At 55.8% G+C, this 25,656-nt stretch carries 31 protein-coding genes; 16 read left to right on the plus strand and 15 right to left on the minus strand.

Features of this window, described 5'->3' with window-relative positions:
- Positions 1-8: 8 nt before the first annotated feature.
- Together ppk2 and Q0816_RS02535 are read left to right on the plus strand one after the other, a co-directional pair.
- Entirely contained in the window at positions 9-932 is a 924-nt protein-coding gene (ppk2, locus tag Q0816_RS02530; protein WP_298847342.1) for a polyphosphate kinase 2, read from the plus strand.
- A gap of 107 nt (positions 933-1,039) precedes the next feature.
- A complete protein-coding gene (locus Q0816_RS02535; protein WP_367180457.1) occupies positions 1,040-2,410 on the plus strand; it encodes an MATE family efflux transporter in 1,371 nt (456 codons plus the stop codon).
- Here Q0816_RS02535 and Q0816_RS02540 read toward each other — a convergent pair.
- Together Q0816_RS02540 and Q0816_RS02545 are read right to left on the minus strand one after the other, a co-directional pair.
- Positions 2,407-2,808, minus strand: coding sequence for a hypothetical protein (locus Q0816_RS02540; protein ID WP_298847348.1), 402 nt, complete (start codon positions 2,806-2,808; stop codon positions 2,407-2,409). The two genes, Q0816_RS02535 and Q0816_RS02540, sit on opposite strands and share 4 nt — an antisense overlap.
- 2 nt (positions 2,809-2,810) lie before the next feature.
- A complete protein-coding gene (locus Q0816_RS02545) occupies positions 2,811-4,013 on the minus strand; it encodes a pyridoxal phosphate-dependent aminotransferase (protein WP_298847351.1) in 1,203 nt (400 codons plus the stop codon).
- Between the two features lie 92 nt (positions 4,014-4,105).
- Between Q0816_RS02545 and Q0816_RS02550 the strand changes: the two genes are divergently transcribed.
- The 3 genes from Q0816_RS02550 to Q0816_RS02560 all read left to right on the plus strand — a co-directional run bounded on the left by Q0816_RS02550 (position 4,106) and on the right by Q0816_RS02560 (position 5,328).
- Entirely contained in the window at positions 4,106-4,498 is a 393-nt protein-coding gene (locus tag Q0816_RS02550; RefSeq protein WP_298847354.1) for a helix-turn-helix transcriptional regulator, read from the plus strand.
- Complete coding sequence (locus Q0816_RS02555) at positions 4,495-4,752, plus strand: succinate dehydrogenase assembly factor 2 (protein ID WP_298847357.1); 258 nt, start codon at positions 4,495-4,497, stop codon at positions 4,750-4,752. The genes Q0816_RS02550 and Q0816_RS02555 overlap by 4 nt, the downstream gene beginning before the upstream one ends.
- Positions 4,753-4,830: 78 nt before the next feature.
- A complete protein-coding gene (locus Q0816_RS02560; protein ID WP_298847360.1) occupies positions 4,831-5,328 on the plus strand; it encodes a winged helix DNA-binding protein in 498 nt (165 codons plus the stop codon).
- On the opposite strand, the gene Q0816_RS02565 is transcribed toward Q0816_RS02560, so the two are convergent.
- The 3 genes from Q0816_RS02565 to Q0816_RS02575 are packed head-to-tail and all read right to left on the minus strand — an operon-like array spanning position 5,329 to position 7,164.
- Complete coding sequence (locus Q0816_RS02565) at positions 5,329-6,042, minus strand: DUF1194 domain-containing protein (RefSeq protein ID WP_298847363.1); 714 nt, start codon at positions 6,040-6,042, stop codon at positions 5,329-5,331.
- Positions 6,035-6,739, minus strand: coding sequence for a DUF1194 domain-containing protein (locus Q0816_RS02570; protein ID WP_298847366.1), 705 nt, complete (start codon positions 6,737-6,739; stop codon positions 6,035-6,037). The genes Q0816_RS02565 and Q0816_RS02570 overlap by 8 nt, the downstream gene beginning before the upstream one ends.
- Positions 6,736-7,164 carry a VOC family protein gene (locus Q0816_RS02575; protein WP_298847369.1) on the minus strand — a complete coding sequence of 143 codons (429 nt, stop codon included), beginning with the start codon at positions 7,162-7,164 and terminating at the stop codon, positions 6,736-6,738. The genes Q0816_RS02570 and Q0816_RS02575 overlap by 4 nt, the downstream gene beginning before the upstream one ends.
- Positions 7,165-7,339: 175 nt before the next feature.
- On the opposite strand from Q0816_RS02575, the gene thyX reads away from it, so the two are divergent.
- Together thyX and Q0816_RS02585 are read left to right on the plus strand one after the other, a co-directional pair.
- On the plus strand, positions 7,340-8,248 hold the full coding sequence (gene thyX, locus Q0816_RS02580; RefSeq protein ID WP_298847372.1) for an FAD-dependent thymidylate synthase: 909 nt from the start codon (positions 7,340-7,342) through the stop codon (positions 8,246-8,248).
- 240 nt (positions 8,249-8,488) lie between these two features.
- Positions 8,489-8,617: a hypothetical protein gene (locus tag Q0816_RS02585; RefSeq protein ID WP_298847375.1), complete on the plus strand. Its 129-nt coding sequence runs from the start codon at positions 8,489-8,491 to the stop codon at positions 8,615-8,617.
- Between the two features lie 85 nt (positions 8,618-8,702).
- On the opposite strand, the gene Q0816_RS02590 is transcribed toward Q0816_RS02585, so the two are convergent.
- The gene (locus Q0816_RS02590; protein WP_152458488.1) at positions 8,703-8,909 is read right to left on the minus strand and encodes a cold-shock protein; all 207 of its coding nucleotides are present in this window, start codon (positions 8,907-8,909) and stop codon (positions 8,703-8,705) included.
- Between the two features lie 214 nt (positions 8,910-9,123).
- On the opposite strand from Q0816_RS02590, the gene Q0816_RS02595 reads away from it, so the two are divergent.
- A complete protein-coding gene (locus Q0816_RS02595) occupies positions 9,124-9,441 on the plus strand; it encodes an ArsC/Spx/MgsR family protein (protein ID WP_298847385.1) in 318 nt (105 codons plus the stop codon).
- A 41-nt stretch (positions 9,442-9,482) separates the two neighbouring features.
- Positions 9,483-9,851 (plus strand): hypothetical protein, encoded by a 369-nt coding sequence (locus tag Q0816_RS02600; RefSeq protein WP_298847388.1) that lies wholly within the window; start codon positions 9,483-9,485, stop codon positions 9,849-9,851.
- A gap of 1 nt (position 9,852) precedes the next feature.
- Here the strand turns inward: Q0816_RS02600 and Q0816_RS02605 are convergent, their stop codons facing one another.
- The 5 genes from Q0816_RS02605 to thrS all read right to left on the minus strand — a co-directional run bounded on the left by Q0816_RS02605 (position 9,853) and on the right by thrS (position 14,538).
- Positions 9,853-10,371, minus strand: a complete 519-nt coding sequence (locus Q0816_RS02605; protein ID WP_298847390.1) for a DoxX family protein — start codon at positions 10,369-10,371, stop codon at positions 9,853-9,855.
- Entirely contained in the window at positions 10,368-11,129 is a 762-nt protein-coding gene (locus Q0816_RS02610) for a DNA-binding domain-containing protein (RefSeq protein ID WP_298847393.1), read from the minus strand. Before Q0816_RS02610 ends, Q0816_RS02605 begins: the two co-directional genes overlap by 4 nt.
- Positions 11,126-11,983, minus strand: coding sequence for a DUF692 domain-containing protein (locus Q0816_RS02615; protein ID WP_298847396.1), 858 nt, complete (start codon positions 11,981-11,983; stop codon positions 11,126-11,128). Before Q0816_RS02615 ends, Q0816_RS02610 begins: the two co-directional genes overlap by 4 nt.
- Before the next feature lie 72 nt (positions 11,984-12,055).
- Positions 12,056-12,358, minus strand: coding sequence for a DUF2282 domain-containing protein (locus Q0816_RS02620; protein ID WP_050602032.1), 303 nt, complete (start codon positions 12,356-12,358; stop codon positions 12,056-12,058).
- A 221-nt stretch (positions 12,359-12,579) separates the two neighbouring features.
- The gene (gene thrS, locus Q0816_RS02625; RefSeq protein ID WP_298847406.1) at positions 12,580-14,538 is read right to left on the minus strand and encodes a threonine--tRNA ligase; all 1,959 of its coding nucleotides are present in this window, start codon (positions 14,536-14,538) and stop codon (positions 12,580-12,582) included.
- Positions 14,539-14,732: 194 nt separating this feature from the next.
- On the opposite strand from thrS, the gene Q0816_RS02630 reads away from it, so the two are divergent.
- The 4 genes from Q0816_RS02630 to Q0816_RS02645 all read left to right on the plus strand — a co-directional run bounded on the left by Q0816_RS02630 (position 14,733) and on the right by Q0816_RS02645 (position 17,926).
- Positions 14,733-15,485: an alpha/beta hydrolase gene (locus tag Q0816_RS02630; protein WP_298847409.1), complete on the plus strand. Its 753-nt coding sequence runs from the start codon at positions 14,733-14,735 to the stop codon at positions 15,483-15,485.
- Positions 15,482-16,474: an alpha/beta fold hydrolase gene (locus Q0816_RS02635; RefSeq protein ID WP_298847412.1), complete on the plus strand. Its 993-nt coding sequence runs from the start codon at positions 15,482-15,484 to the stop codon at positions 16,472-16,474. Before Q0816_RS02630 ends, Q0816_RS02635 begins: the two co-directional genes overlap by 4 nt.
- Positions 16,475-16,516: 42 nt before the next feature.
- Positions 16,517-17,131 (plus strand): hypothetical protein, encoded by a 615-nt coding sequence (locus Q0816_RS02640; protein ID WP_298848151.1) that lies wholly within the window; start codon positions 16,517-16,519, stop codon positions 17,129-17,131.
- Between the two features lie 84 nt (positions 17,132-17,215).
- On the plus strand, positions 17,216-17,926 hold the full coding sequence (locus tag Q0816_RS02645) for an alpha/beta fold hydrolase (protein WP_298847414.1): 711 nt from the start codon (positions 17,216-17,218) through the stop codon (positions 17,924-17,926).
- On the opposite strand, the gene Q0816_RS02650 is transcribed toward Q0816_RS02645, so the two are convergent.
- Positions 17,923-18,516 carry a DUF6151 family protein gene (locus tag Q0816_RS02650; protein ID WP_298847416.1) on the minus strand — a complete coding sequence of 198 codons (594 nt, stop codon included), beginning with the start codon at positions 18,514-18,516 and terminating at the stop codon, positions 17,923-17,925. The two genes, Q0816_RS02645 and Q0816_RS02650, sit on opposite strands and share 4 nt — an antisense overlap.
- Positions 18,516-19,787 (minus strand): polyhydroxyalkanoate depolymerase, encoded by a 1,272-nt coding sequence (gene phaZ, locus Q0816_RS02655; RefSeq protein WP_298847419.1) that lies wholly within the window; start codon positions 19,785-19,787, stop codon positions 18,516-18,518. The genes Q0816_RS02650 and phaZ overlap by 1 nt, the downstream gene beginning before the upstream one ends.
- Before the next feature lie 111 nt (positions 19,788-19,898).
- Here phaZ and Q0816_RS02660 point away from each other — a divergent pair, with 111 nt between their 5' ends.
- The 3 genes from Q0816_RS02660 to phaR all read left to right on the plus strand — a co-directional run bounded on the left by Q0816_RS02660 (position 19,899) and on the right by phaR (position 22,965).
- Positions 19,899-21,701: a class I poly(R)-hydroxyalkanoic acid synthase gene (locus tag Q0816_RS02660; protein WP_298847422.1), complete on the plus strand. Its 1,803-nt coding sequence runs from the start codon at positions 19,899-19,901 to the stop codon at positions 21,699-21,701.
- Positions 21,702-21,832: 131 nt separating this feature from the next.
- Positions 21,833-22,279 carry a phasin family protein gene (locus tag Q0816_RS02665; RefSeq protein WP_298847427.1) on the plus strand — a complete coding sequence of 149 codons (447 nt, stop codon included), beginning with the start codon at positions 21,833-21,835 and terminating at the stop codon, positions 22,277-22,279.
- A 134-nt stretch (positions 22,280-22,413) separates the two neighbouring features.
- Positions 22,414-22,965 carry a polyhydroxyalkanoate synthesis repressor PhaR gene (phaR, locus tag Q0816_RS02670; RefSeq protein WP_298847432.1) on the plus strand — a complete coding sequence of 184 codons (552 nt, stop codon included), beginning with the start codon at positions 22,414-22,416 and terminating at the stop codon, positions 22,963-22,965.
- 51 nt (positions 22,966-23,016) lie between these two features.
- Here phaR and Q0816_RS02675 read toward each other — a convergent pair whose 3' ends face one another.
- Positions 23,017-24,231, minus strand: a complete 1,215-nt coding sequence (locus Q0816_RS02675) for an aminotransferase class I/II-fold pyridoxal phosphate-dependent enzyme (protein ID WP_298847434.1) — start codon at positions 24,229-24,231, stop codon at positions 23,017-23,019.
- Positions 24,232-24,344: 113 nt separating this feature from the next.
- On the minus strand, positions 24,345-25,649 hold the full coding sequence (locus tag Q0816_RS02680; RefSeq protein ID WP_298847437.1) for an FAD-binding oxidoreductase: 1,305 nt from the start codon (positions 25,647-25,649) through the stop codon (positions 24,345-24,347).
- Positions 25,650-25,656 lie beyond the last annotated feature (7 nt).

The raw sequence follows: 25,656 nt of genomic DNA on the forward strand, positions 1-25,656 counted from the left end.
AAAGATGTATGGAAGCCATTGCTCCGGTCGAAGCAAAAACCGCTCAGATCAAGGCCGTACCGGCCAATACCACAGAGCCCGCAACGCCCAGCCCCGAAAAGATCCGGCAGGCGTTCGAAAGTGGAAAGTACCCCTACGGTCGCAAGATGGCGCGGTCGGCGTATGAAGCGCAGAAAGCAAAGCTGCAAGCAGAGTTGCTGAAGGTTCAGTTGTGGGCGCAGGAGACGGGGCAGCGGTTCGTTCTGTTGTTCGAAGGCCGTGATGCCGCCGGCAAGGGCGGAACGATCAAACGGTTCATGGAGCATCTGAACCCGCGGCAGGCCCGAGTCGTTGCCTTGAATAAACCCACCTGGGAGGAGAAGGGGCAGTGGTATTATCAGCGCTATGTTCAGGAATTGCCGACCGTTGGCGAAATGGTTTTCTATGACCGGTCCTGGTACAATCGCGCGGGTGTCGAGCGGGTGATGGGGTTCTGTTCACCCAACGAGTATCTGGAGTTCATGCGGCAGACCCCGGAATTGGAACGGATGCTGGTCCGTTCAGGCGTTCAGCTATACAAATACTGGTTCTCGGTCACGCAGGAAGAACAGCAACGCCGTTTTAAAAGCCGCGAGTCGGATCCTCTGAAACAGTGGAAACTGTCACCCATCGACAAAGCCAGCCTCAGCAAGTGGGATGATTATACCGAGGCGAAGGAGGCCATGTTCTTTTACACTGACACGGCTGACGCGCCTTGGACGATCATCAAGTCGAATGACAAGAAGCGCGCGCGCCTGAACTGCATGCGGCATTTCCTGTCGACCTTGGATTACCCCGGTAAGGATCACGAGATTGTGGACGAACCCGATCCATTGATCGTGGGACAGGCGCATCACGTGATTCACCGGTCCGAGCATATTTTGGGGACGACATTGCATCCTGATGCTCGTTAAAAGCCAAAGTGCCCGCTCTCATGTTTTGAGCGGGCTTCAGAGTCTCATGGTGAAATTTTATTGATCCACTCTTGTCCCGCGCCAAGCCCGCGCATATGGCTGGTGCAATGACAAAAGTGATGACATATCCCGCCCATTTTCGGGCGATTGCCGTGCTGGGCTTGCCACTGGTCGGAGGGCATCTGGCGCAGTATGCGATCAGCTTGACAGATACCATCATGTTGGGTTGGTACGGGGTCGAGGCGTTGGCTGCGGTCACGCTGGCCAGCAGCTATTACTTTGTGCTGTTTTTGTTCGGTGCGGGGTTTGGCTGGGCCGTCATGCCAATGGTTGCCACAGCGGCAGCAGAAGGGGACGAAACCAGCATTCGCCGCTCAACCCGAATGGGGCTTTGGCTGTCGTTGCTATACGCAGTAGTGGTTATGCCATTGCTGTGGTGGTCTTATCCGATCCTGATCGCCATGAAGCAGGAACCGCAAATTGCTGAAACCGCATCCGAGTATTTGCGCGTTGCAGGTTGGGGGTTGTTTCCGGCCCTGCTTGTGATGGTGCTGAAGTCCTACCTTGCGGCATTGGAACGGACGCAGATCGTGCTGTGGATCACTGTCGCGGCGGCATTTGTGAACGCGATGACCAACTATGCGCTGATCTTCGGCAATTGGGGGGCACCGGAACTGGGCGTGACGGGGGCGGCCATCGCCTCAATCGCAACCCAGGTCGTTTCGCTGATCGCTGTTGTTATCTATGTGGTTCGGACGCTGCCAGAACACAGCCTTTTTCAACGGTTTTGGCGGCCGGATTGGGAGATGTTCGCCAGCGTATGGAAACTGGGTGTGCCCATTGGTCTGACCACATTGGCCGAAGTTTCGCTGTTTGCAACATCCGCCGTGATGATGGGTTGGCTGGGTCAGGTCCCTCTGGCCGCGCATGGGATCGCGCTAAACCTCGCGTCGGCGACTTTCATGGTGCATCTGGGGTTATCGAATGCGGCCACCATTCGGGCGGGCAACGCGCTGGGCCGTCGGGACAGGGCACATCTTGAAAAAGGTGCAATTGCCGTAACGGGCATGTCGCTGATCATGTCCATTGTGACCGTTATCTTGTTCCTGACGTACGCCGAGCCGCTGATTTCCCTGTTCATGGAGGCCGATGATCCGCAGCGCGAGCAAATCCTGGCTATCGGGACCGGATTGCTTGCCATGGCGGCGCTGTTTCAGCTGGTAGATGGGGCGCAGGTCATTGCGCTGGGCCTGTTGCGCGGGTTGCAGGATGCCAAGATTCCCATGGTTATGGCTGCGCTCAGCTATTGGGCCGTAGGAATCCCGGCATCATACTATTTCGGCTTCGTCCGTCAGATGGACGGCATCGGTATCTGGCTGGGATTGGTGCTTGGTCTGGCCTTCGCAGCTGTGCTGCTGATGGCCCGATTCTGGATGCATTCGGTGCGACAAATGCAGGCACCGGCTGAGCCTGCTTAGTCTTTGCTCAACCGGTCTGCCTTTTTACGGACAAGAACCGTGCGTAGGTCATGCATCGCCATCAATAAACGATCGGTCACGTCCTCAAGCTGTTCGTCACTTGCCTTGGACTGCGCCCATTGCGTAGTCAGATTCAGATAGTCGACGGCGCGATGTATGTCGTCTATGTCGCGCTGGGCCAGCAAATCCCGGCGCTCCTCCATCCATTGGGCGATTTCTGCCTGGTCCCGCTCGGATAACGTCCTCTGGCCGTGCGGCTTGAATTCGCCGTTGCGGATGTTGATGACCGCAATCTGATCCATCTCGATCCGGTGCTGGCGGTTTTCCGTATCTATCCGAAAAACCGCAGCCCCGTTTTCACGGATGCGAAAGTAGTATTCGGGAAGAACGGCGGACATGTTTACCTCAGAGATACACAAAAACGCTGAATGCGACTGCAGGCCTCGGTGAGGGCTGCATCGGATGTAGCGTAGCTGACCCGGAAATTCGGCGAAAGACCAAATGCTGCGCCGAATACAACGGCGACATCCGCTTCTTCCAGCAGGGCAGTGGCAAAGGCTTCATCATTTTCGATGACCGTTCCTGCAGGTGTCGTTTTGCCAATCAGGCCCGAGATCGAGGGGTAGACATAAAACGCGCCCTCGGGCGTGGGGCAGGTGAGGCCGTCTATATTGTTCAGCATCCGCACTACCAGATCGCGGCGCCGTTTGAACATTTCGTTGTTTGGGACCAAAAAGTCTTGCGTTCCGTTCAGCGCTTCGACGGCCGCCCACTGACTGACAGAACAGGGGTTCGAGGTCGATTGCGACTGTATCTTGCGCATTGCAGAGATGATTTCGACGGGACCGGCCGCATAGCCGATGCGCCAGCCAGTCATGGCATAGGCCTTTGACACGCCGTTACAGGTGAGCGTCCGGTCATACAGGCCGGATTCAACCTCGGCCGGGGTGCAGAATTCGAACCCGTCATACGCCAGATGTTCGTACATGTCGTCCGACATGATCCAGACATGCGGATGGCGCATCAGCACATCGGTCAGCGCCTTCAGCTCATCCCGGCTGTATCCTGCGCCCGTTGGGTTAGAGGGCGAGTTGAAGATGAACCACTTTGTTTTGGGGGTGATTGCGGTTTCCAATTGTTCCGCAGTCAGTTTGAAGCTGTTCTCCAGCGTCGTCTCAACAACAACCGGTGTTCCACCGGCCAGCAAAACCATGTCGGGGTAACTTACCCAGTAAGGCGCGGGGATGATTACCTCGTCGCCGTCATTCATTGTCGCCATCAGGGCGTTGTATAGCGTTTGCTTGCCACCGGTTCCGACCGAAATCTGTGCGGGCGTATACTCAAGTCCATGATCCCGCTTCATCTTGGCGCATGCCGCTTGCTTTAGCTCGGGAATGCCATCTGGCGCGGTGTATTTGGTTTTACCAGCCGCAATGGCCGCAACTGCGGCGTCCTTGATGTTTTGAGGCGTGTCAAAATCCGGCTCACCCGCGCTCAGGCCAATTACGTCGCGCCCGGCGGCTTTTAGCTCGGCTGCCTTGGCTGTCATAGCGATTGTGGGTGAAGGTTTAACGCGTGACAGTGTCGCAGACAGGAAACTCATGAGCGGCCTCGGTTTGTATGTTCAACCCGACTGTCATAGGGTGCGCCGGAATGACGATCAAGCCGTATAGATAATGTGAATTGGAGACCCGAATGAATGATGAAAAAGACTGGTATGGTCCGGAGTCTGCAACATTTGGGGATCGTTTGGCGGGCGCTCGTGAAGCCGCCGGAATGACGCAAGCAGAATTGGCACGCCGTCTTGGCGTCAAGAAAGCGACAATTGCCGATTGGGAAAACGATTTATCCGAGCCGCGCGCGAACCGATTGTCGATGATGGCGGGTATGGTCAATGTATCGATCATGTGGCTGCTGACCGGCGAGGGCGAAGGCATGCAGGCACCCGTCGAAGAAGGCGAGGGCGGTATGGAACTGTCAACTGCAGTGGCCGAACTGCGCGCCATTCGCGGCGAGATGCGGGCAAGTGCCGAACGTGCCGCGCGGCTGGAAAAGAAAATGCGCCTTATGCTGGAGCAGAAGAATTGAGCGAACCCCGGGATGTGCGCATCAAGCGTATGAAAATGCGGTCCATGCGGCGTGGGATCAAAGAGATGGACATTATCCTGTCTGCCTATGCGGATAGCAATCTCGCCGACATGGATGCGGTCGGGTTGGATGTCTATGACGCGCTGCTGCACGAGAATGATCAGGACCTGTATCAATGGGTCACAGGTCAGGTGCCGCCACCGGCGCAGTATGCAAATTTGATTTCGGACATAGCCCAAACCTTTCAGAACTAAATAAAAGTCCGGCTTAACCGATTTTTCGGATTTTCGGTTCATCGTGTCTCAAACAGCACGACTGAATCGGAGGGTCGGATGAGTATGGAAATGCAGGTCTCCGGGTTGGGAACCAAAGGGTTCATGACCAGCTATCTTGAAGCTCTGGCCTTGGTTGAACGGCTGCATCGGTTGCTGCTGGACGTCATCAAGGACGAGTTTGAACGCGTTGGGGTGTTAGAAATCAACGCGGTCCAGGCGTTGCTGCTGTTTAATATCGGCGATCATGAAGTAACTGCGGGTGAGTTGAAGAGCCGTGGTTATTATCAAGGCAGCAATGTCAGCTATAACCTCAAGAAACTGGTTGAGATGGGATACATGCATCATCAAAGGTGCGAAATCGATCGCCGTTCGGTGCGCGTGCGTCTAACGCCTCTTGGCAGGGAAATCCGTGATATCGTATCCGATCTGTTTGCGCGTCATGCCGAAGGCCTGCAAAGCAGAGGAGTATTGGAGCTGGAAGGTATCGACGATATCACCACGTCCCTGCGCCGCGTTGAACGGTATTGGACGGATCAGATCAGATACATTTACTGATCAGTGCCGGGCATCGGACAGCACAAGACTGTCCAGCTCTCGGATCAATTTGCGGGTCATAGCGTCTTCGAAAGCCTCAAATCCCAGCGCGACTTCCACAAATGAATTCGGCCCCAAAATGACCCAAGCCGAGAAATAGGCGGAAAGCTCACCTACCTGCACATATCGCTGATCACCGGTGTTTGGATCGTCCGCGCCGATGACAAGGCCGTTGATTGTGATTCCGTCGTTTTGCAAATAGATTCCTACGTCACGCGGGTGCGGCCCAAGGTTATGTTTGCCGTCGCCGGACAAATCCAATGTACGGCGCCAGCACTTCGTTTGTTGGCTGAGTAGATCAGCACCAAACGCCATGGCCGAACCTACAGCCGTCCCTTGCGGGGCAGCGCTGCGCGTTGTTTGGGCCAAACCGTCGCTGATCGCATTCAGGTCGGAGGCGGTTTGTATCTCTGTCCAGTTCAACAGCATCCGCTCATGGCTTGGCTCGCTCCATTCAAAAATCGCCAGGTACATGGAAGTGCTGCCGTCGGATTGCATCAACTGACCAACTTCGGGGTGGCGCAAAGCTGAAGCAAGGCCCTCAAGTTGCAGCCTGTATTCGTGGCTGTCCACTGACCCAGAGACATCCAACCCCAGAGCAAGAGCCTGGCGGCACTGCCCCAATGCGGGCCCGGCGATGATACATAACAGTGCAGCTACCAAACGGCTAATCATGGGCGTTGTGCTGTAGCGTGCCAACTTGCAGACCGCTCAGTTCCCTCTTAAGTTTCTTTCGCATTGTGCGTTCGAAATCTTCAAATCCTTGAGCTACTTCCAGAAATGCGCCGGGGCCATGCAGGACATTGTTTTTGAAGAAGGGGATCAGAAACAGCTCTCCTTCAAAGTCGGCCGCATTGATCACCAATCCATTGACCACTATTTCTCCGAAGAAATACCGAGCGTATGCGATCTGTGGCCCATAACCGTCATTGTTCGAGCCATCGCCAGACAGATCTATGGTTTGAAACAGGCAATCTGGTGCGCTTTGCAACAATTCAGCCCCAAATCTTAGCGCGTGCCCCATGGCTGTGGCCGAGCCTTCGTTGGACCGGGTCGACTGGCTGATCCGCGTTGCCGCTGCCCGCAAGTCGTCCTGGGTTTCAATCAGTCGCCAGTTCAAAATGACGTGCTGCGTAGATCGTCCGCTCCATTCGTAAACGGACATAGCGACGGGTAAAGGCGAGGAAAAGAAAGCCTCCTGAACTTCAGGTGCCAACAGGGCAGCGGCCAGACCCTGCCGTTGCAATGCGTCCTCAGTATCGTCGACAGAGACCGAGATATCCATCGCCAATGCCAGAGCCAAGCGACATTGTTCGGCCCTGATCGGGCTGGCCAGCAAGGCCAGCCCCAATGCGATCAGCCATCGGATCACCAGTTGCCGACACTCTCCATATTGGTCCAGGGTTCGGCCGGCTCCAGCGCATCGCCGTTCTGTAGCAGCTCAACCGAGATATTGTCGGGTGAGCGCACGAAGGCCATACGACCGTCGCGCGGAGGGCGATTGATCGTAACGCCATTGTCCTGAAGGTGCTGGCAGACCTCGTAGATGTTGTCGACGCCGTAAGCCAGGTGGCCGAAGTGACGGCTGTCGCTGGGCAATTCATCATCGCCATCCCAGTTGTGGGTCAGCTCGATCGGCGCGTCCTCCTGTCCCGGAGGGGCCATGAAAATCAGTGAAAAACGCCCGGCGTCGCTGTCATACCGGCGCGTTTCCTTGAGGCCCAGAAGTTCATAAAACGCTATGGATTTTTCCAGATCCTTCACGCGGATCATGGTGTGAAGATATGTCAGCGCCATTTTGGCCATCCTTTTCGACTCAGTTTGCCAAGAGCTTAGCGCACCGGCTTAGCGTGTCGAGAGCACCAAGTCGTACAAATCGAAAATTGCGCAGGTTGCGGCATATATCGCGGTTCCGGTGTTGCGATTAGCGAGATATAGTAGGGGGCGACTCATTGCCAGAAAGGAAAATTTGATGCCGCTGTCCGCTGACCAACAGGCCGAGATCGAAGCGCAACGCGCGCAATCGTATCCAACACGTCGCGTCGTTTCAGCGGGAATGGAAGATCACCTGTATACCGCGCATCAGGTTCTGGATCACGGATTTGTTCGCGTGATCGATTATATGGGTGACGACGCGGCCATCTGTCAGGCAGCGCGCGTGTCTTACGGCAAGGGCACCAAGTCAGTTCAGAATGACGAAGGGCTGATCCGATATCTGATGCGGCACTGGCATTCGACACCGTTTGAGATGTGCGAAGTCAAACTGCATGTGAAATTGCCCGTATTCGTGGCGCGTCAATGGATCCGGCACCGGACAGCAAACGTGAACGAATACTCCGCGCGCTATTCTATTCTGGATCGGGAGTTCTACATCCCCGCACTTGAAAACGTGGCTGCCCAATCAGAAGTGAATAATCAGGGCCGTGGCTCGGCTCTGGAAGGGGAAGAGGCCGCGCGCGTTCTGGAAATTCTAAAGGCGGACAGCACCCGGTGTTATGACAATTATGAGGCGATGATCAATCAGGACGGAAAGCAGGGGCTGGCGCGTGAACTGGCGCGGATGAACCTGCCTGCAAACATCTATACGCAGTGGTATTGGAAGGTGGACCTGCACAATCTGTTCCACTTTCTGCGCCTGCGCGCTGACCCTCATGCGCAATACGAAATCCGCGTCTACGCTGATGCGATGTGCAAGATCGTCGCCGATTGGGTGCCGTTTGCATACAAGGCCTTCGAAGATTACCGGCTTGGTGCGGTCAACCTGTCGGCTCAGATGGTCGAAAGCCTTCGGGGCATGCTGGCGGGTGAAGAAGTCACGCAGGAAAGCTCTGGTATGACGGCCCGGGAATGGCGCGAGTTCGAAGAGATTATTCGGAAATAGAACTTCAAATTGCATAGCTTTTGTCTATACACTTTATCATGGAATCGTTACATTGGTTCCATGACTCATCTACCGACGCTTGCGATACTATGTTTAATTTCAGGGCTTGCACTCCCTGCGCAGGCTAAGTCGCCCATTGCGGAGATTTTGTGTGAGCCAACGCCTCGTTTGCATCAGAAACTTGAACGGCAATTTGCGGCAGAACGTGTAGCGACGGGCGTTCGTGGGCCAGAGCAGGTCATGGAAGTCTGGACAGACCAGAACGGCGATTGGACCATGGTTGTGACATACGCGACCGGGACATCCTGCATCGTGGCAATGGGCGAACATTGGCACGATCACGCAGACGCAAAACCCGCGCGAGGATAATGGAACAAGACCGGTGGGGCGTGGGTGACGGCCGGAAATTGGCCGTCCTCCTTAATTCATCATCCCGCGTTTGGCTGGGATGTCGTTACAGCGGCTTTAATTCAGCAGCCATTTGGCGGCCGTCGCGTCCGTCCTGCAACTCGTATGAGACTTTCTGATTGTCTGCGAGTCCGGTCAGGCCGGACCGTTCTACGGCCGAGATATGTACAAACACATCTTTGCCCCCTTCGTCAGGGGCAATAAATCCATAGCCTTTGGTGGTATTGAACCATTTCACGGTGCCGGTTGGCATGTCCCGTGTCTCCTTCTACTTACGCATTGTCCCACAAATTGGTGGGGGCTGTGGTCAGCGACATCGTAGGCCTGACTGTTTTTCTCTTTTTGAACAGTCCAATTTACATGTTTCGCCTTTTTCAACATTGCACGGTGAAGTAAAAAATCAAGAATAACCGCCGGAAACTGGCAAGTTTGCCTAAAAAGCAATCAAGTGCAGGAGCAGTAAAAATATGCAACTTTATGGTCTGAAGACCTGTGACACCTGTCGCAAGGCTTTGAAATCGTTACCAGACGCAGAATTTGTGGATGTCCGCAGTGATGGTGTACCTGAATCTGTGATGTCGCAAGCTTTTGCCACGTTCGGCAATGCATTGCTCAACACCAGATCGACGACGTGGCGAGGATTGGATGACAACCAGCGCGCGAAGGCGCCCTTGGAGCTTTTGAAAGAGCACCCGACCCTGATGAAGCGCCCGTTGATCGAGAGAGATGGAGAATTGTTGCTGGGCTGGACAGCCGAAACACGCACGAAGCTTGGTATTGCCTAAAGAGATGCTTATGTGCCTGCATGTAATAGCGAGGATATTCAATGCGTAATGCCGCCATGGTACTGGGCGTTATTGCCGGGCTGATCGGTATGATCGTCGGGTTTTTCGGGTATGCGAAAGTGGTCGTGATTGATCAAGTCGGTGAGATCGACGGGGTTTTGAATCAGGTAGACAATCCGGATCTGATCCAGGCCGTTTCGATCATCGCACCTTTGCTGGCGATAGCAGGGGGCGCCATGGCACCAGCCCGCGCCTTATTCGCCGGTATTTTGCTGCTGATTTCGGCAGGAGCAATGTATTACGCGTTTGGCTTTGGTGTGTTCACCATGTTCCCGATTGCATTCGCAGGGGTCGCCGGTGTACTTGGGCTGGCGGCGGGTAAACCGGACCAGCCCAAGGCGCATTTCTAGATTACTTCAGGCGCAGCAGCCGGTCGAGCGAGATCGGGCCTGCACCATTGATCACGATCACCAGCATCAGAAACGTCCACATCGTACGCTGATCCATAATGGATGGCGCTGCGTCGAACAGGCTGCCCAGTTTCACGCCATGTCCAGTGACATCGACAAGAGTCTGCACCCAGATGAAGCCGATCAAGCCCAGAGCGGCCAGACGCGTGAACAAGCCGACCAGCAACAAGGCAGGCAGGACGAACTCGGCAACCGTTCCAAAGAAAATGACGATGCGCTGGAAGAATGTCATCTGCGAGACATCCCACAGCACCGCTTCTGCAGCCTTGGGGAAAATCTGACCGAAGGCGCCGCTGGACGGAGAAAAGATCGAGCCATCAATCTTCAGCAGGGCCGAATTCCAATAATAGACCAGAAGGACCGCGATAAAAACCAACCGCGCCAGCGTGGGCGTCAGCCAGTTGGACGCAAGGTCCACCTTTCCCAAAACGTTGTTGTGAAGTGAGATCAGGGCAGTCATGTCTCTAGCCTTTCGATAGTCACAGATGTTATTGCACCGCCCTGTAGAAGCAGTGCCAGTGTGGTTCCAAGATCAAATTCCGGCAATTCCACAGCGGTTTTTTCAAATGCTTCGCCGATCGTATCGCCGTTTTTCATGTGGGCGATCCAGTTTGCTCCGCCTGCGGGCAGCAGTTGGGGGATAGGGTCGAATTCCGGGCGTGTGATTAACACATCCTCGGCACGCGCATCCGGTTTTGGAGCATCCGTTTCAGTGTTGAAGCGCCAGATCGCGTGGACGGGCCAGTCCGAGCGGATCATCTGCATGGCCGGGGCAAAACGTAGCCTGGCCTGCATGACCTTTTCAGGGTCCACAGCCAGCGTCTCTGCCGGAGCAGGTTGGCTGTCGGCGGCGTGGTAAGAGTTGCGCAGGGCAAGTTCCAGCCGGGCCACATCTGGAAGGTAACCAAGATGCGAAAGCTGCTGCATTCCAGCTAGAAAATCGGGGAACGCTTCGCCGTAAAACATCATCAGCGGTGAGGATGGCGGGTGCTGCCGCAGGAATATCCCCGCCAGCCCGTCCATATTCTGTGGCCCAAGCAACTTGGTGATGACCGGAAACGCCTGATGCATGGCCTCGGTCAGCGAGACGGCGACATTATTGCGATAGACGCTGAACCGGCGACCAGCCGGTCGCGTCTCGGCGTCCAGCAAACCATCGGGGACGGGGGCCGAAGCATCCATCATGGCCGCGCGAAATTCGGATTGCGACACGCTCATGCCGGGATCCGTTCCAGGGCGGTTTGAGCACGCACTGCCTCATCACGCAGAACTGGCCAATCGGGGACATCGGTATCCCATTCGATGAGAACAGGTTTAGGACCCGAACGGTCCAGTACATAATCCAACAGGCTCCAGACCGGATCGACCACTTCGCGCCCATGACTGTCGATCAGCAACGGATGGCCGTGGTCGTCTTCATCCTCATCATGGCCGCCAAGGTGAATTTCACCCACTTTATCAAGTGGGTAGGCGCCAATGTAACTCTGAGGAGAAAAGTCCAGATTGGTGGCAGAGACAAAAACGTTGTTTACATCCAGCAAAAGGCCACAGCCGGTGCGGCGCGCAATTTCCCGCAGAAAGTCGGGTTCAGACCATGTGCTCTCTTCAAATGCAAGATAGCTGGAAGGGTTTTCCAGCAGCATCTGCCGCCCGACAGTATCCTGTACCTGATCGATATGTTCACATACGCGCGTCAGAGTTTCGTCTGTATAAGGCAAGGGCAGTAGGTCATTGTAGAAATGGGTATCATGAGTAGACCAGGCCAGATGCTCGGAAAAGCTGGCGGGGTTCAGCCAGCCGATCAGATGTTTCAGCCGGGCCAGATGATCGGGGTCCAGCGCGCCTTCGCTGCCGATGGACAGGCCAACGCCGTGGACCGAGATCGGGAATTGTTCGGAAAGATGGCGCAGCTGCGCCAAAGGACGCCCGCCGTCGCCCATATAGTTCTCGGCATGGATTTCCAGCCATGCAACGGGCTGCGCGTGTTCAAGTATCTGAGCGAAATGTTGCGGTTTGTAGCCAACGCCCGGCGCTGCGGGCAGACGGTTCGACCGGTGTGCATCATCCAACATGGGCCAGTTCCTTGATCACGAAAGTGAAGGGGCGGGCGATGGTGCCCGCCCCCTGAATTCGTTAGGCCGACCTTATGCCGGCAGGTCGCGCTCCTGGGCTTCCAGCGAACCTTTGCGCGGTGTGCCGTCTGCCTCTGCAGGCAGTTCGATGTCCGCGCAGGTGCCTGCGTCGACCAGGGTCCATGCGTTGCCCTGGTAGTCAACAGTCGAGGTGCCCGCGCAGGTGGTGCCGGGGCCTGCGGCGCAGTCGTTCTGACCGGCCAGCGATACGCCATAGCATTTTTCTTTCGCCTGAGCGGTTGCTGTAGTTGCGGCGCCCGATACGGCGGCTGCGACTGCGGTTGCGATAACCAGGGACTTAGCTGTGTTCGACATCTCGGAAATCCTCTTGATGACTGGGTATGTCTGCTTGTGACAATGACAAAGGTAGTGGTTTGATGGCCAGAGTTGAATTCACGAGCCCGTGTCTCACAAGCGCGTCAGGGGGCGGCATGCCCTCTTGAAGCGTAATGCATTGTTTTTGATGAAAAAAGGATGAAATGTTTCAATCTGACCCCAAATCGGGGGCCAGATTTCCAGCGATATACTGCCGAATGTTACAGCAGATCTGGTGGGGTAGCTGCCTGCGACAGCTCATTTGTTACAACGTCAAGCTCTTGAACATGCGTCTGTTTTTCACCCAGACGGCGGACGCTGACCGTGCGGTCTTCGACTTCGCGATGCCCAACGGCCAGAATCACCGGCACTTTGCCTACCGAATGCTCGCGAACCTTGTAGTTGATCTTTTCGTTGCGAATGTCGGCTTCTGCCCGCACACCGGCAGCTCGCAGCGTTTCCACAACCTCGGCGACATATTCGTCGGCATCTGAAGTGATAGACGCAACCACGACCTGACGCGGAGCCAGCCAGAACGGCAGTTTGCCCGAGTGTTCCTCGATCAGGATGCCGATGAAGCGTTCGAACGATCCAAGGCAGGCGCGGTGCAGCATATAGGGACGGTGCTTCGACCCGTCTGCGCCGATAAAGTTCGCGTCCAGCCGTTCCGGCAGATTGGGATCAACCTGCAGGGTGCCGCACTGCCAGTTTCGCCCGATCGCATCGGTCAGAGTAAACTCGAGCTTGGGGCCGTAGAACGCGCCTTCGCCTTCCAGCAGCTCGAAATCATAGCCAGCGGCCTTGCAGGCATCACCCAGAGCCTCTTCCACGAAGTCCCAACTTTCATCCGTGCCAATCCGCTTTTCAGGGCGGGTCGACAGCTTGATAGTCCAGTCGTGGAAGCCAAGGTCCGCATAGACCTTGGACAAGAAGGCGATGAACTTGGCGGTCTCAGATTCGATCTGGTCCTCTGCACAGAAGATGTGACCATCGTCCTGCGTGAAACCACGAACGCGCATGATCCCGTGCAAAGCGCCTGATGGCTCGTAACGAGCACAGGAGCCGAACTCGGCCATGCGCAGCGGCAGGTCGCGATAGGACTTGAGGCCCTGATTGAACACCTGCACGTGGCAGGGACAGTTCATAGGCTTCAGCGCGTTGATTGCTTTCTCACGAGCATGATCCTCGTCCACTTCGACGATGAACATGTTTTCCTGATATTTGTCCCAGTGACCTGATGCTTCCCACAATTTGCGGTCAACGACCTGCGGTGTGTTCACTTCTACATAGCCGTCACGGTCCTGCATCCGACGCATATAATCCTGCAAGGTGGTGTAGATTTTCCACCCGTTGGGATGCCAGAAGATCTGACCCGGTGCCTCCTCCTGCATGTGGAACAGGTTCATCTCGCGGCCCAGTTTGCGGTGGTCGCGCTTTGCGGCCTCTTCCAGCATGTGCAGGTGAGCTTTCAGCTTCTCTTTGCCGGTGAAGGCCACGCCATAGATGCGCTGCAGCATCGCGCGGTCACTGTCACCGCGCCAATAGGCGCCAGCGATTGACATCAGCTTGAATGCATCTCCGGGTACTTGACCGGTGTGTTGCAGGTGCGGGCCACGGCACAGATCCTGCCAGTGACCGTGCCAATACATACGCAGCGGCTCGTCGCCCGGAATGGCCTCGATCAGTTCGACCTTATAGGGCTCGTTGTTGGCCTCGTAGAACTCGATCGCGCGCCCACGGTCCCAAACTTCGGTGGTGACGGGATCGCGTTTGTTGATGATTTCTTTCATCTTTTTCTCGATCAGCCCGAGGTCTTCGGGCGTGAAAGGTTCCGCGCGGTCAAAGTCATAATACCAGCCGTTTTCGATCACGGGTCCGATCGTAACCTTGGTGGCGGGCCAGATTTCCTGAACGGCACGCGCCATGATATGGGCCAGATCGTGACGGATCAGCTCATTGGCTTGTTCTTCATCCTTCATGGTGTGGATGGCAATCTGCGCGTCGGCTTCGATGGGCCATTGCAAATCCCAGTGCTTGCCGTCGACGGTGGCCGAGATGGCCTTTTTGGCCAGCGAAGTTGAGATGTCGGCAGCCACCTGTGCGGGCGTTACGCCTGCGTCAAAGGATCGGGAATTGCCATCGGGAAAAGTAAGAGAGACTGACTGTGAGTCCAGGGCCATATCGGCTCTCCTCGTCGGTTTGGCGCCCACTGAACGCCCGGTTGCGGGTTATGTGTGTTCGGCTGATTTGGCAGGCGCAGCAATTTCTGTCAAGTGTCGCGGGTTGTTTTCGCTGACGTTATGAGAGTACGAATTCAGGAATTGCGACCGACCTGCTGGCGTGCATGATGTTCCTGAAAGAGAAAGAGGACTTCATGGCAGCGACGGATTTTCTGGAAACAGCGCAAGGGCGGCGACTGGCCTATCACCAAAGCCAAGGATCAGGGCCGACCATAGTATTTCTGGGCGGGCTCAAATCCGACATGGAAGGCACCAAGGCCGTGCATCTCGACGCTTGGGCGCAGGCGCGAGGGCGATCGTTTTTGCGATTTGACTATTCTGGCCACGGTGAAAGCTCGGGCGTGTTCACGGATGGCTGCATAGGAGACTGGCACCAGGACACTTTGGCTGCTGTCAGCGAATTGACGAAAGGACCCTTGATTGTTGTCGGGTCTTCAATGGGAGGTTGGCAAGCCTTATTGTTGGCCCGGTCCATGCCGGAACGGATTGCGGGAATGGTCACGATCGCTGCCGCCCCGGACTTTACGGAAGATGGGTATTGGGCGTCATTCAGCGACGATCAAAAAGCTGCGTTGAACACCGTCGGCCATGTCGAGCTGCCGTCTGACTACATGGAGCCATACATAATCACCAAGCGGATGATCGAAGACGGGCGGCAAAATTTGGTTCTGCGTAGGGCTTTGGACCTACCGTTCCCGGTTCGGTTCTTGCAGGGAACTGCAGATACAGCTGTTTCGACTGAAACAGCCATGCGGCTGCTGGAACATGCGACGGGTCCGAATATACGGCTTCTTTTGGTCAAGGACGCCGACCACCGGTTTTCGGACGAGACATGTCTGGGCTTGATCGAGACGGCCGTTCTGAATGTGTTGGGAGAAGTATTATGAGGCGCTTTGGCTGGTTTCTGGGGCGAATTCTTCTGGCGTTGATTGTCCTCAGCGGCCTCATCTATTGGTTCGGCCCGAGGGAAGAAGTGAACCTGCACCCGACTTTTGACTCTCGAAAGTTTGGCGAAGGCGTGCAGGTCTATTTTGAAAGCACTGAATCCACCTTCGACGATATTGTTCCAGGTGTCGAAAAGCGTGTGGTCTGGCAGGATGGGCACAAGGAACAGCGGACGCCATATTCCGTTCTGTACATCCACGGCTTTTCGGCAAGTTCCGAGGAAATTCGGCCCGTGCCTGATCTGGTGGCGGACGCGTTGAGGGCAAATCTGGTTTACACGCGCTTGCAGGGCCATGGTCGGCATGGATCAGCGATGGCAGACGGTACAGCCTCGGGCTGGATGGATGACGCTGCAGAAGGGTTAGCGGCTGCGCGCGCGGTTGGCGACAAGGTGATCGTGATTTCCACCTCGACCGGGGGGACATTGGCTGCCGCTGCTGCGCTGGACGCCGATCTCAGCAAGGATGTGGTCGGTATGATCTTTGTTTCTCCTAATTTCGGCGTAAATACCGTAGCTGCATGGGTGCCTTCCCTACCTTGGGCGAGGAATTGGTTACCGATCCTAATGGGGTCAGAGCGTGACGTGTCAGGACCGGACCCAGAGAAAAATAAATTTTGGTCAGCAATTTATCCATGGGAAGCCGTCGTGCCGATGTCTGTTCTGGTAGACACGGTCTATGCGCTGGATTTCTCAGGCGCTCTGGTGCCGGCACTGTTCTGGTTCTCGGACGATGATCAGGTTGTGCGCCCGGACCGGACTCACAAGGTCGCCAAGGCTTGGGGGGCTCCGGCAACAGTCGAGTTGGTCACGATGGGTCCTGAGGATGATCCCGCGTCGCACGTAATTGCAGGGCGGTTGATGTCGCCGGGACAAACCGACGCTGCCGTTGCAGGTATTTTGAATTGGCTGAAAGGGCTAGGGATAGAGTGAACACCGGTCAGACGAGGGTGAAAAATGCGTAAACCGGGCAGCATGTGGAGCCTGGAGACTCTGGGTCGTGTGCGCTTGTCCCGGCACTTCTTCATGCGCGATTTTTTATATTCCGAGATTGGTAATCTCCACGAGAAGCAGAACATCCCAGACAACCCGGACCTCGCGATCGAAACAGGTCGTGCGTTTTGCGAAACGCTTCTTGATCCTTTGGAGGAGACGTTTGGCCGGATTGCCGTGCGATCTGGTTATCGCTCACCGTCCTTGAACCAGTTTGGGAATGAAAACAAACTGAACTGCGCCCGAAACGACAACCCACTGGAATGCCATATCTGGGACCGTGGAGAAGGGGACGCGCGGATCGCCGGGGCGTCCGTCGTTATCCCATGGTTTGCGGATCAATATGCGCAGGGCCGGGATTGGCGGGATCTGGCATGGTGGATGCACGATCATCTGGAGTATTCCGAGATCTGGTTTTTCCCAAAACTCTGCGCGTTCAATCTGGTGTGGCGGCCCAAGCCCCATCGTCGGATCGACAGTTACATTGCGCCGCGTGGATGTCTGTTGCATCCGGCTGCTGAACCCGGTGAGAACCTTTCAGCCCGGCAAACTCGTTACGCTGATTTTCCAGCATTTCGTGCAATCGCCTATCCGTGAAGTTTTCCTTGCCCGGATGCGGCAAAACTTTCATCCTGAGCGTAAATGGAAGGACTCGGACAACCGAGCAGATGGAGGCCCCGCGTGATCGAGTCGCTGGTGTTGTTGCCTGGATTGATGTGTGACGCCCGACTGTTTCGCCCTCAAATCGAGGTGCTGTCGCGAGCGCGGCCCGTGACTGTCGCGCCGATATCCGCAGGTGAGCGAATCGAAGAAATCGCCTCGGGTCTGTTGGATCAATTGCCACATCGGTTTGCGTTGGCCGGGCTGAGCATGGGCGGTGTTGTGGCGCTCGAGCTGATCCGCCGGGCACCAGAACGGGTGTCGCGCCTGTGCCTGATGTCGACAGATGCTCAGGCGGATACTCCTCAGATCGCTGCCAGTCGCGAGGATATGATCATTGGTGCCCAGGGGGGGCGGCTGGAAGAGGTCGTCCGCCAACTGGTCGGGACTGACACGTTGGCGCCGGGACCAAAGCGAATTCCTATCCTGAACGACCTTTTGACAATGGCGAATGATCTGGGCGCTGAGACGTTTGTACGTCAAATGCGTGCCTTGCAACGCCGCCCGGACCAGCAGGGCACGTTGCGCCGCATCAAAGTCCCCACTTTGGTCATCTGCGGCGTGCATGACACTCTCATCCCCGTCAAACGGCATTCCTTCATGTCTGATCTGATACCGGGGGCGGAGTTGCGGGTCGTCGAAAGTGCAGGGCATCTGCTGACACTTGAAGCACCCGATACCGCGAACGAAGCCCTGGAAACCCGGCTGAATATCCCGCAGCGGTTCGGCTAAGGATAAAGCGCTGCGCGTTCGTCTTTCGAAATCACATTTGGCGTTACCGTGGCTTTGCCGGTCTCATGGTCGAAGAACGGTGTGTTCTTCCACCGTCCTGACAGGCGTGAGCCCAAGGCGCGGCGCAAGAGGCCAAATACGGCAAACCTGACCTTTTCGTGTTTTTGTTTGCTGTTGGGTTGAGGGACAAACCCGCGTGTTGTGATCGGGCCCAATGCCGAGACATCACCGGTAATCCTGTCGGCAATAAACCCGGCAAACGGAAGGTTCGGTTTCGGAGGGGTGGTCGCAAGCGGGGCGTTGCAGCAGCTGGCGTACCATCGCAACATGCCCTTAGGGCTGAGCTTCATAGCCGAAAGAAACTGTTCGCCGGAATCGATTTCAATTTCATCCGGCGCCATCTGAAAAATGTCAACGGGTCCGGGGGCCGGATCCGGTTGCCCAAAATACAGCTGAGCAGCACGGCAATCATGACAAAAGCATTCGACATGCGTTCCAAGCCGAACGCCCCGATCCGAGATATGCCCGGTCAACTGGCCGCAAGTGCAGGAAAAGGCCAGGCCACCATGTGCGGGCCCGCCCTTGTCCATCAGGCGACTTTGTTGGTGTTTGCAGCGCGCCGGCTCTTCTTGCGGCTGTTTTCGTTCATGAAATCAATCACGAGCGGGCGAATGTTGTCGCGCCAGCTACGGCCTGCGAAGATGCCATAGTGACCTGCGCCGGGTTCCACGTGGCTGGCTTTTTTGCTGTCTGGCAAACCGGTGCACAGATCGAGTGCGGCAATACACTGCCCGGGTGCTGAAATGTCATCATTCGCACCTTCAACGGATTTTACCGCAACATCGGTAATCTTTCCGATATCCACCTTGTGACCGGCAACGACAAATTCGTTGCGCGCAATCTCACGATTTTTGAAGATACGTTCGACGGTCGACAAATAGAACTCGGCGGTCATGTCCATGACAGCAAGGTATTCATCATAGAAACGGTTATGTGCATCCAGATCCGAAGCTTCGTCGCGGGCAACGCGCTGAATCTGATCCGAAAACGCCTTGGAATGGCGATCCGCATTCATCGACATGAACGAGGCCAGTTGCAGCAAGCCAGGGTAGACCATGCGCCCGACACCTTTGTACTTGAACCCGACCCGTTGAATCATGGTCTCTTCCAGCTGCCCCATTGTGACACGTCGACCGAAATCGGTTACATCCGTGGGTGTCGCATCCGGGTCAACCGGCCCGCCAATGAGTGTTAGCGTGCTGGGTTGGGCCTTGGGTTCCAACTCGGCCAGATAGGCTGTGGCTGCCAAAGTCAGAGGGGCAGGCTGACAAATTGCAACGACATGAGTGTCCGGCCCCAGTTCTTTCATGAAATCTACAAGGTAGAGCGTGTAGTCCTCGACATCGAACTTGCCCGCAGACACAGGAATATCACGCGCGTTATGCCAATCGGTGATATAAACCTCACAATTGACCAGCAGGCTTTTGACGGTCGAGCGCAGCAGCGTGGCATAGTGGCCGGACATTGGCGCAACCAACAGAACCTTGCGTGGTTGCTCTTCCCGGCCGTTAACGCGGAAATGAACCAGATCGCCAAAGGGGCGTTCCAGAACCGTCGTGATCTCGACCAGGTGATCCTTGCCGTCTTCGCAGGTGAAGGTTCGAATACCCCAGTCCGGTTTGACAACCATCCGCTGGAAGGTCCGCTCGGTTACCTCACCCCAGGCAGCCATCCAGTTGAACGCGGGGTTGGGAACCATGGAAAACATTGGATAAGATGCCATCGCGCTGGCCGTTGCACCCAGCCACTGGTTGGTGTTGCGCATGGTTTCCATAAGGTCGTAGGTCATCATGTAGCGCATAGAAGGGGCCTCCTGAGTGTCAGTCTGAATGTTCGGACCATTCGTCGCTTTGCCCCCCAGCACCCACGACGTTATTCTGCATAGCAGCAAGGTTAGGGGGGAATTGTTAAAATGACAACTAGCGGAGACCAAATGCCCGACGTATCCGAAGAACATATTGAACGCCTTAAAGAAAATATGGAAAAGGTTGAGCAGCTCTCGAAGCGTCTGATTGAGGCGATGGCCTCGAAAAAGTCGCATACCCCCGCGCTGGACGGCCCGAATCAAGAGCTTTTCGCACGAGCAGCAACGGCCTATTGGGCCGAGGCTTGGCAAAATCCCGCCAAGTTGCTGGAGCAGCAGATAGAATTTTGGGGAAAATCGGTTCTGAACTTCGCAGAAGCGCAGCAGGCGCTGACTTCGGGCGAAGTGGAAGACGAGGAACCCAAGTCAGGAGACAAGCGGTTTTCCAACCCCCTTTGGGAAACAAACCCCTATTTCCGTCTGATCCGCCAGCAATACCAGACCAATGCGCAAGCCATTGCGCAGGCGGTTTCGGCGGTCGACGATCTGGATGCCAAGGACAAACGGCGCTTGCAGTACTTCTCGCAGCAGATCATCGACATGATGGCGCCGACGAATTTTCTGGCGACCAACCCGGATGCTTTGGAAAAAGCGGTCGAGACCGAAGGTCAGTCGCTGATCACGGGGTTGGAGAATCTGGTATCAGACCTTGAGGCCAATGATGGTGAGCTGGTTGTCAAACTGGCGGATGAAAGCGCGTTCGAGGTTGGTGGAAACCTGGCGACCTCGCCGGGCGAGGTCGTCTACCGAAACCGCATGATGGAGTTGATCCAGTACAAGCCCGCGACCGAAACTGTTTACGAAACTCCGATCGTCCTGTTTCCGCCCTGGATCAACAAGTTCTATATTTTGGACCTGAAAGCTCAAAACAGCATGATCAAATGGATCACCGAGCAGGGCTATACCCTGTTTGTTGTAAGCTGGGTGAACCCGGACGAAAGCTATGCCGAAACTGGCATGGAGGATTACATTCAGGACGGTTTCCTGACTGCAATCGAGACGGCCAAGAAAATCTGCAAGGTCAAACAGGTCAACGCAATCGGCTATTGCATCGCTGGCACCACCCTGAGTCTGACATTGTCTCTGATGAAACAGCGTGGCGACAAGTCGGTCAAATCGGCGACCCTGTTCACGGCACTGACAGATTTTTCCGATCAGGGTGAGTTTACGCCATTCCTGCAGAACGACTTTATCGACGGGATCGAAGAAGAAGTGAACAAGGAAGGTGTTCTTCGGTCATGGATCATGGCGCGCACGATGTCGTTCCTGCGATCACGCGACCTGATTTATGGCCCGGCCATTCGTAGCTATATGATGGGAGAGGTGCCTCCGGCGTTTGATTTGTTGTACTGGAATGGCGACGGAGCAAACTTGCCTGCGAAAATGGCCGTGGAATATTTGCGCGGACTGTGCCAGCGCAACGAATTCGCCACCGACGGCTTTGAGTTGATGGGACATAAGCTGAAACTTGACGATGTGGATGTGCCGCTGATGGCCATCACCTGCGAAACCGACCACATTGCGGCATGGAAGGACTGTTACCGAGGCGTGCAGAAAATGGGCTCTCGGTCAAAAACTTTCGTGGTTTCAGAGTCGGGTCATATTGCGGGGATCGTGAACCCACCCAGCAAGAAAAAGTATGGCCATTACACCAACCCGGATCTGAAGTCGGACGCCGGCACCTGGCGGAAAGAAGCTGATTTTCACGAGGGTTCATGGTGGCCCATGTGGGACGCCTGGCTGAAGAAGCGATCCGGTAAGCAGGTTCCGGCTCGTGAACCGGGCGATTCGAAGCATCCGAGCCTGGCACCGGCACCCGGGACCTATGTTGTAGCGAAACCAAACGCCTGATTTCATTTTGAAACTTAAAGAATTCTGCACTGCAGCAAGAAAAAACTTGCAATGCTGCGGTGCAGCAATCATATTGCCCTCAAGCTGATGAAACCCGGGGTGGGCCCGGACAGGCTAAAAGGATTAGGACAATGGCAAAGACCCAAGACTTTACCGCGATCATGAAAGACATGATGGGTGCGTTTCCGGTGGACACCACTGCAATGGAAGGCGCATTCAAATCGACCGCTTCGCTGAACGAGAAACTGTCGGGCGTTGCTCTGGAAGCTGCTGAGAAATCGGCCGAGATCTCGAGCAAATGGACCAAGGACACCCTGGCCAAACTGACCGAGATGTCGAAAGCCAAGGCAGAGCCTGCTGATTACGCAAAAGCAGCAACCGACTTTGCAAGCGCGTCTGCTGAAGTTGCAGCTGAGAACATGGCCGCTTTCGCTGAGATCGCGAAAAAAGTTCAGACTGAAACCGTCGAACTGCTGATGGCTGCTGGCAAAGATGCTGCAGAAGAAGCAACTTCTGCTGTCAAAAAAGCAACCAACGACGTGACCACTGCCGCTAAGAAAGCTGCAACCGCGAAGTAAATAACGTCAGCGAGACGCACCCAACCCTCCCATTAGGTGCAATCGCGTTGGGCAGGTCATTGACCTGCCCTTTCTTTTTGTGCTGCACTCGCATAACCTGCGCTGCAACGCATCATCCTTGGGGAGGGTAACCGGTGTCGGACCAAGAAAAACCACTGCTGATCAAGCGCTATGCCAGCCGTCGGCTGTATAACACCGAGACCAGCGATTACGTGACGCTCGAAGATATCGCAGGGTTCATCCGTGACGGGCGCGAAGTTCAGATCATCGATCTGAAATCCGGCGATGACCTGACGCGCCAGTATCTACTGCAAATCATTGCTGAACATGAAAGCCGGGGCGAGAATGTGCTGCCGGTGAACGTGCTGAATGATCTGGTCCGCAGCTATATGGTGCCGGGCGGCGGTATGATGCCTCAATTCCTGCAAAGCTCATTCGAAATGCTGCGCGAAAGCCAGAGCAAGATGATGGAAAACATGAGCGCCATGAACCCGATGTCCCAGGTGCCGGGTTTCGACGCATTGCAGGCGCAGCAACAGGCGTTCCTGAAAGCGATGACCGGCGGGCTGTCCGGAGGGTGGTCCGGCCCGGACAAGGAAGAGGAAAAGTCGGAGCCGAAAGAAGATTTGGACGACATTAAAAAGCAGCTGGCCGAACTTCAGCAGAAGCTTTCAAAACTGAATTGATTTGAACTCAAGCAAGAACAAGGCCCACTGGTAAGTGGGCCTTTTTATGTTTCAGGTGCCGTAAACTGGCATGGGACCAGTCACTTCGCCAACCGCAGCCAGCAGGATATCTGAAATCACGTCCAGCTCTTCGCGGGTCAGTCGTACGGGCAGGCGAACATCACATGCCTTCATCAGCATATCGCGTGTCTGCGGCAGATCGAACGTTTCGGGCAGGAACTGCCAGTTCCAGAAGGCGCGCGCATTATCCTCGCTCAGACCAAAAACCTGAACTTTGACGCCGCGCGCCTCGGACGCTTCGGCAAAGGCGCGGATCTCATGTTCCTGCATCCCGACCAGATTGAATTGGATTGAATCCGGCGCACGCTGTTCGGGTGCCAGCGGTGCTGGAACGTCGATATAAGGGGATGTGTTCAGGCGTCCGGCCACATAATCGTGGTTCGTCAGACCATCGCGGACGCGGCGTGCCAGTTCCGGGATCTGCGGGCGGATCACCGCAGCACTCAGATTGCTCAGGCGCAGGTTGTACAGCGGCAGTTTATTCTGCCAGCGTGCAAAGGCTTCTTCCAGCTCGGGCGAGTTGTCACCCTGCGGACCTTTGTGTTTCTTCCAGTTATGTTCATACGCGCCTGACATGATGACGGCACGCGCAACCAGATCGGCATCGTTTGTGATCAGAATGCCGCCTTCGCCTGCATTGATCATCTTGTAGGACTGGAACGAGAAACATCCGACCTTGCCGATCGTACCGATATTGCGGCCATGCCATGTTGTTCCCAGCGAGTGCGCAGCGTCCTCGATCACCGGGATGTCGCGCGCGTCACACAGTTCCATAATCGCGTCCATGTCTGACGTGTGTCCGCGCATGTGGCTGATGATCACCGCCTGAACATCGTCCAGCTTGGCCGCGAAATCGACCATGTCAATGCGATAGTTTTCACCCACCTCGCACAGCACCGGAATACAGTCCGCGTGCACAACTGACGAAGGTACCGCCGCGAATGTAAAGCCAGGGATCAGAACGCGCGCGTCGCGGGGCAGATCAAGCGCCTTGAGCGACAGGAACAGTGCGGCCGAGCAGGACGACACCGCAAGTGCATATTTCGTGCCCAGCAATTCAGCGAATTCGGCTTCCAGCAAGGCCACCGGGGCATCTTGCGGTGCGGTATAGCGGAACAGATCGCCCGATTGCATCAGGGCGTCGATGGCGTCTTTTGCGGCTGCGGGGATGGGTTCTGCGGCATGAACGTTGGGTGGAAGCGTCATATTTGGATTTCCCGAATTCTATCTTTGGGAAAGATAAAGCTAAAAAAATGGCAAGCCAACCCCTCAAACTCCGGGGCGGCAAAAATTCACCTATCTGTCGCAATTTACGTGGATCAGACCCCAAGCCGGTCGCGCAGCGCGAACCACGTCATGGCCAGCACCAGCAGCGGGTTGCGAAGGGCAGGGCCACCGGGAAACGGCAAGGCAGGCACACGGGCCATTGTGTCAAAGCCATCGGCCTGACCTTGTATGGCCATCGCCATCAGTTGCCCGGCATGGGTTGCGGTCCCGACACCATGGCCGGAATAACCCGAAGCCGAAAGGATATTGGGTGCGACGCGGGTCAAATAGGGCATCCGCCGCATGGTGATAGCCAGTGTTCCACCCCACGCGTAGTCGATTTTTACATCATGCAGATGGGGGAAAATCTCGGTCATGGGTTTGCGGACCTTGGCGGCAATGTTCGAAGGGAAACGGTAGCCGTAGCTTTCCCCGCCCCCGAACAACAGGCGACCATCCGCACTCAGGCGGAAATAGTTCACTACAAACTTTGTGTCCGCAACCGCGACATCCTGAGCCAGAACCCGCGCCGCATCGCTGCCCAAAGGTTCGGTGGCGGCAATGAAGTTGTTGATCGGCATGACCCGAGAAGACACATTGCGATTCAGATTGCCCAGATATCCGTTGCAGGCTAGAATCACATGCTCGGCGCGGACACTCCCGTTTGAGGTTCGGATCACCGCAGGCTGTGTCTCATCTATCCCGGTGACCTCGGTGCTTTCGTAGATCCGAACGCCTGCTTTCACCGCCGCTTTCGCCAACCCCAACGCAAAGTTCAATGGATGCAGGTGCGCCGCACCCATATCCAGATAACCGCCTTTGTATGCAAGGGACGGGCAAAGCACGTGACCTGCGTTTTCGTCCAACAATTCGATCTGGTCATATCCGTACCGCTCAGAAAGATGGCCAGCGTGGTCATGCAGTTCTTTCTGCTCAGATCTGCTCAGGCCCAGGACGGCGATGCCGGGCTTCAGGTCACACGCGATCTGGTGTCTGGCGATCAGGGATTTGACCAGATCCTTGGCGTCTTCGGCCAAATCCCACAGCTTGGCGGCGTCAGCATCGCCAACAAGACGTTCGAGATCCTCCTGATCCATCCGCTGCGCGCTGCCCAACTGACCGCCATTGCGGCCGGACGCGCCAAAGCCCACACGGTGGGCTTCAAGCAGCACAACATCAAACCCGGCTTCGGCCAGATGCAATGCCGCGGACAGTCCCGTATATCCGCCGCCTACGACACACACATCCGTTTTGATGTCTTCCGGCAATTCAGGGAAACGATCCATCGGGTTTGCTGTCGCGGCATACCAGCTGGCAGGGTATTCGCCCTTGCGGTCATTGGAATAGAGCAGATTCACGGCGTGC

This window comes from uncultured Ruegeria sp. (assembly GCF_947497005.1).
Taxonomy (GTDB): Bacteria; Pseudomonadota; Alphaproteobacteria; order Rhodobacterales; family Rhodobacteraceae; genus Ruegeria.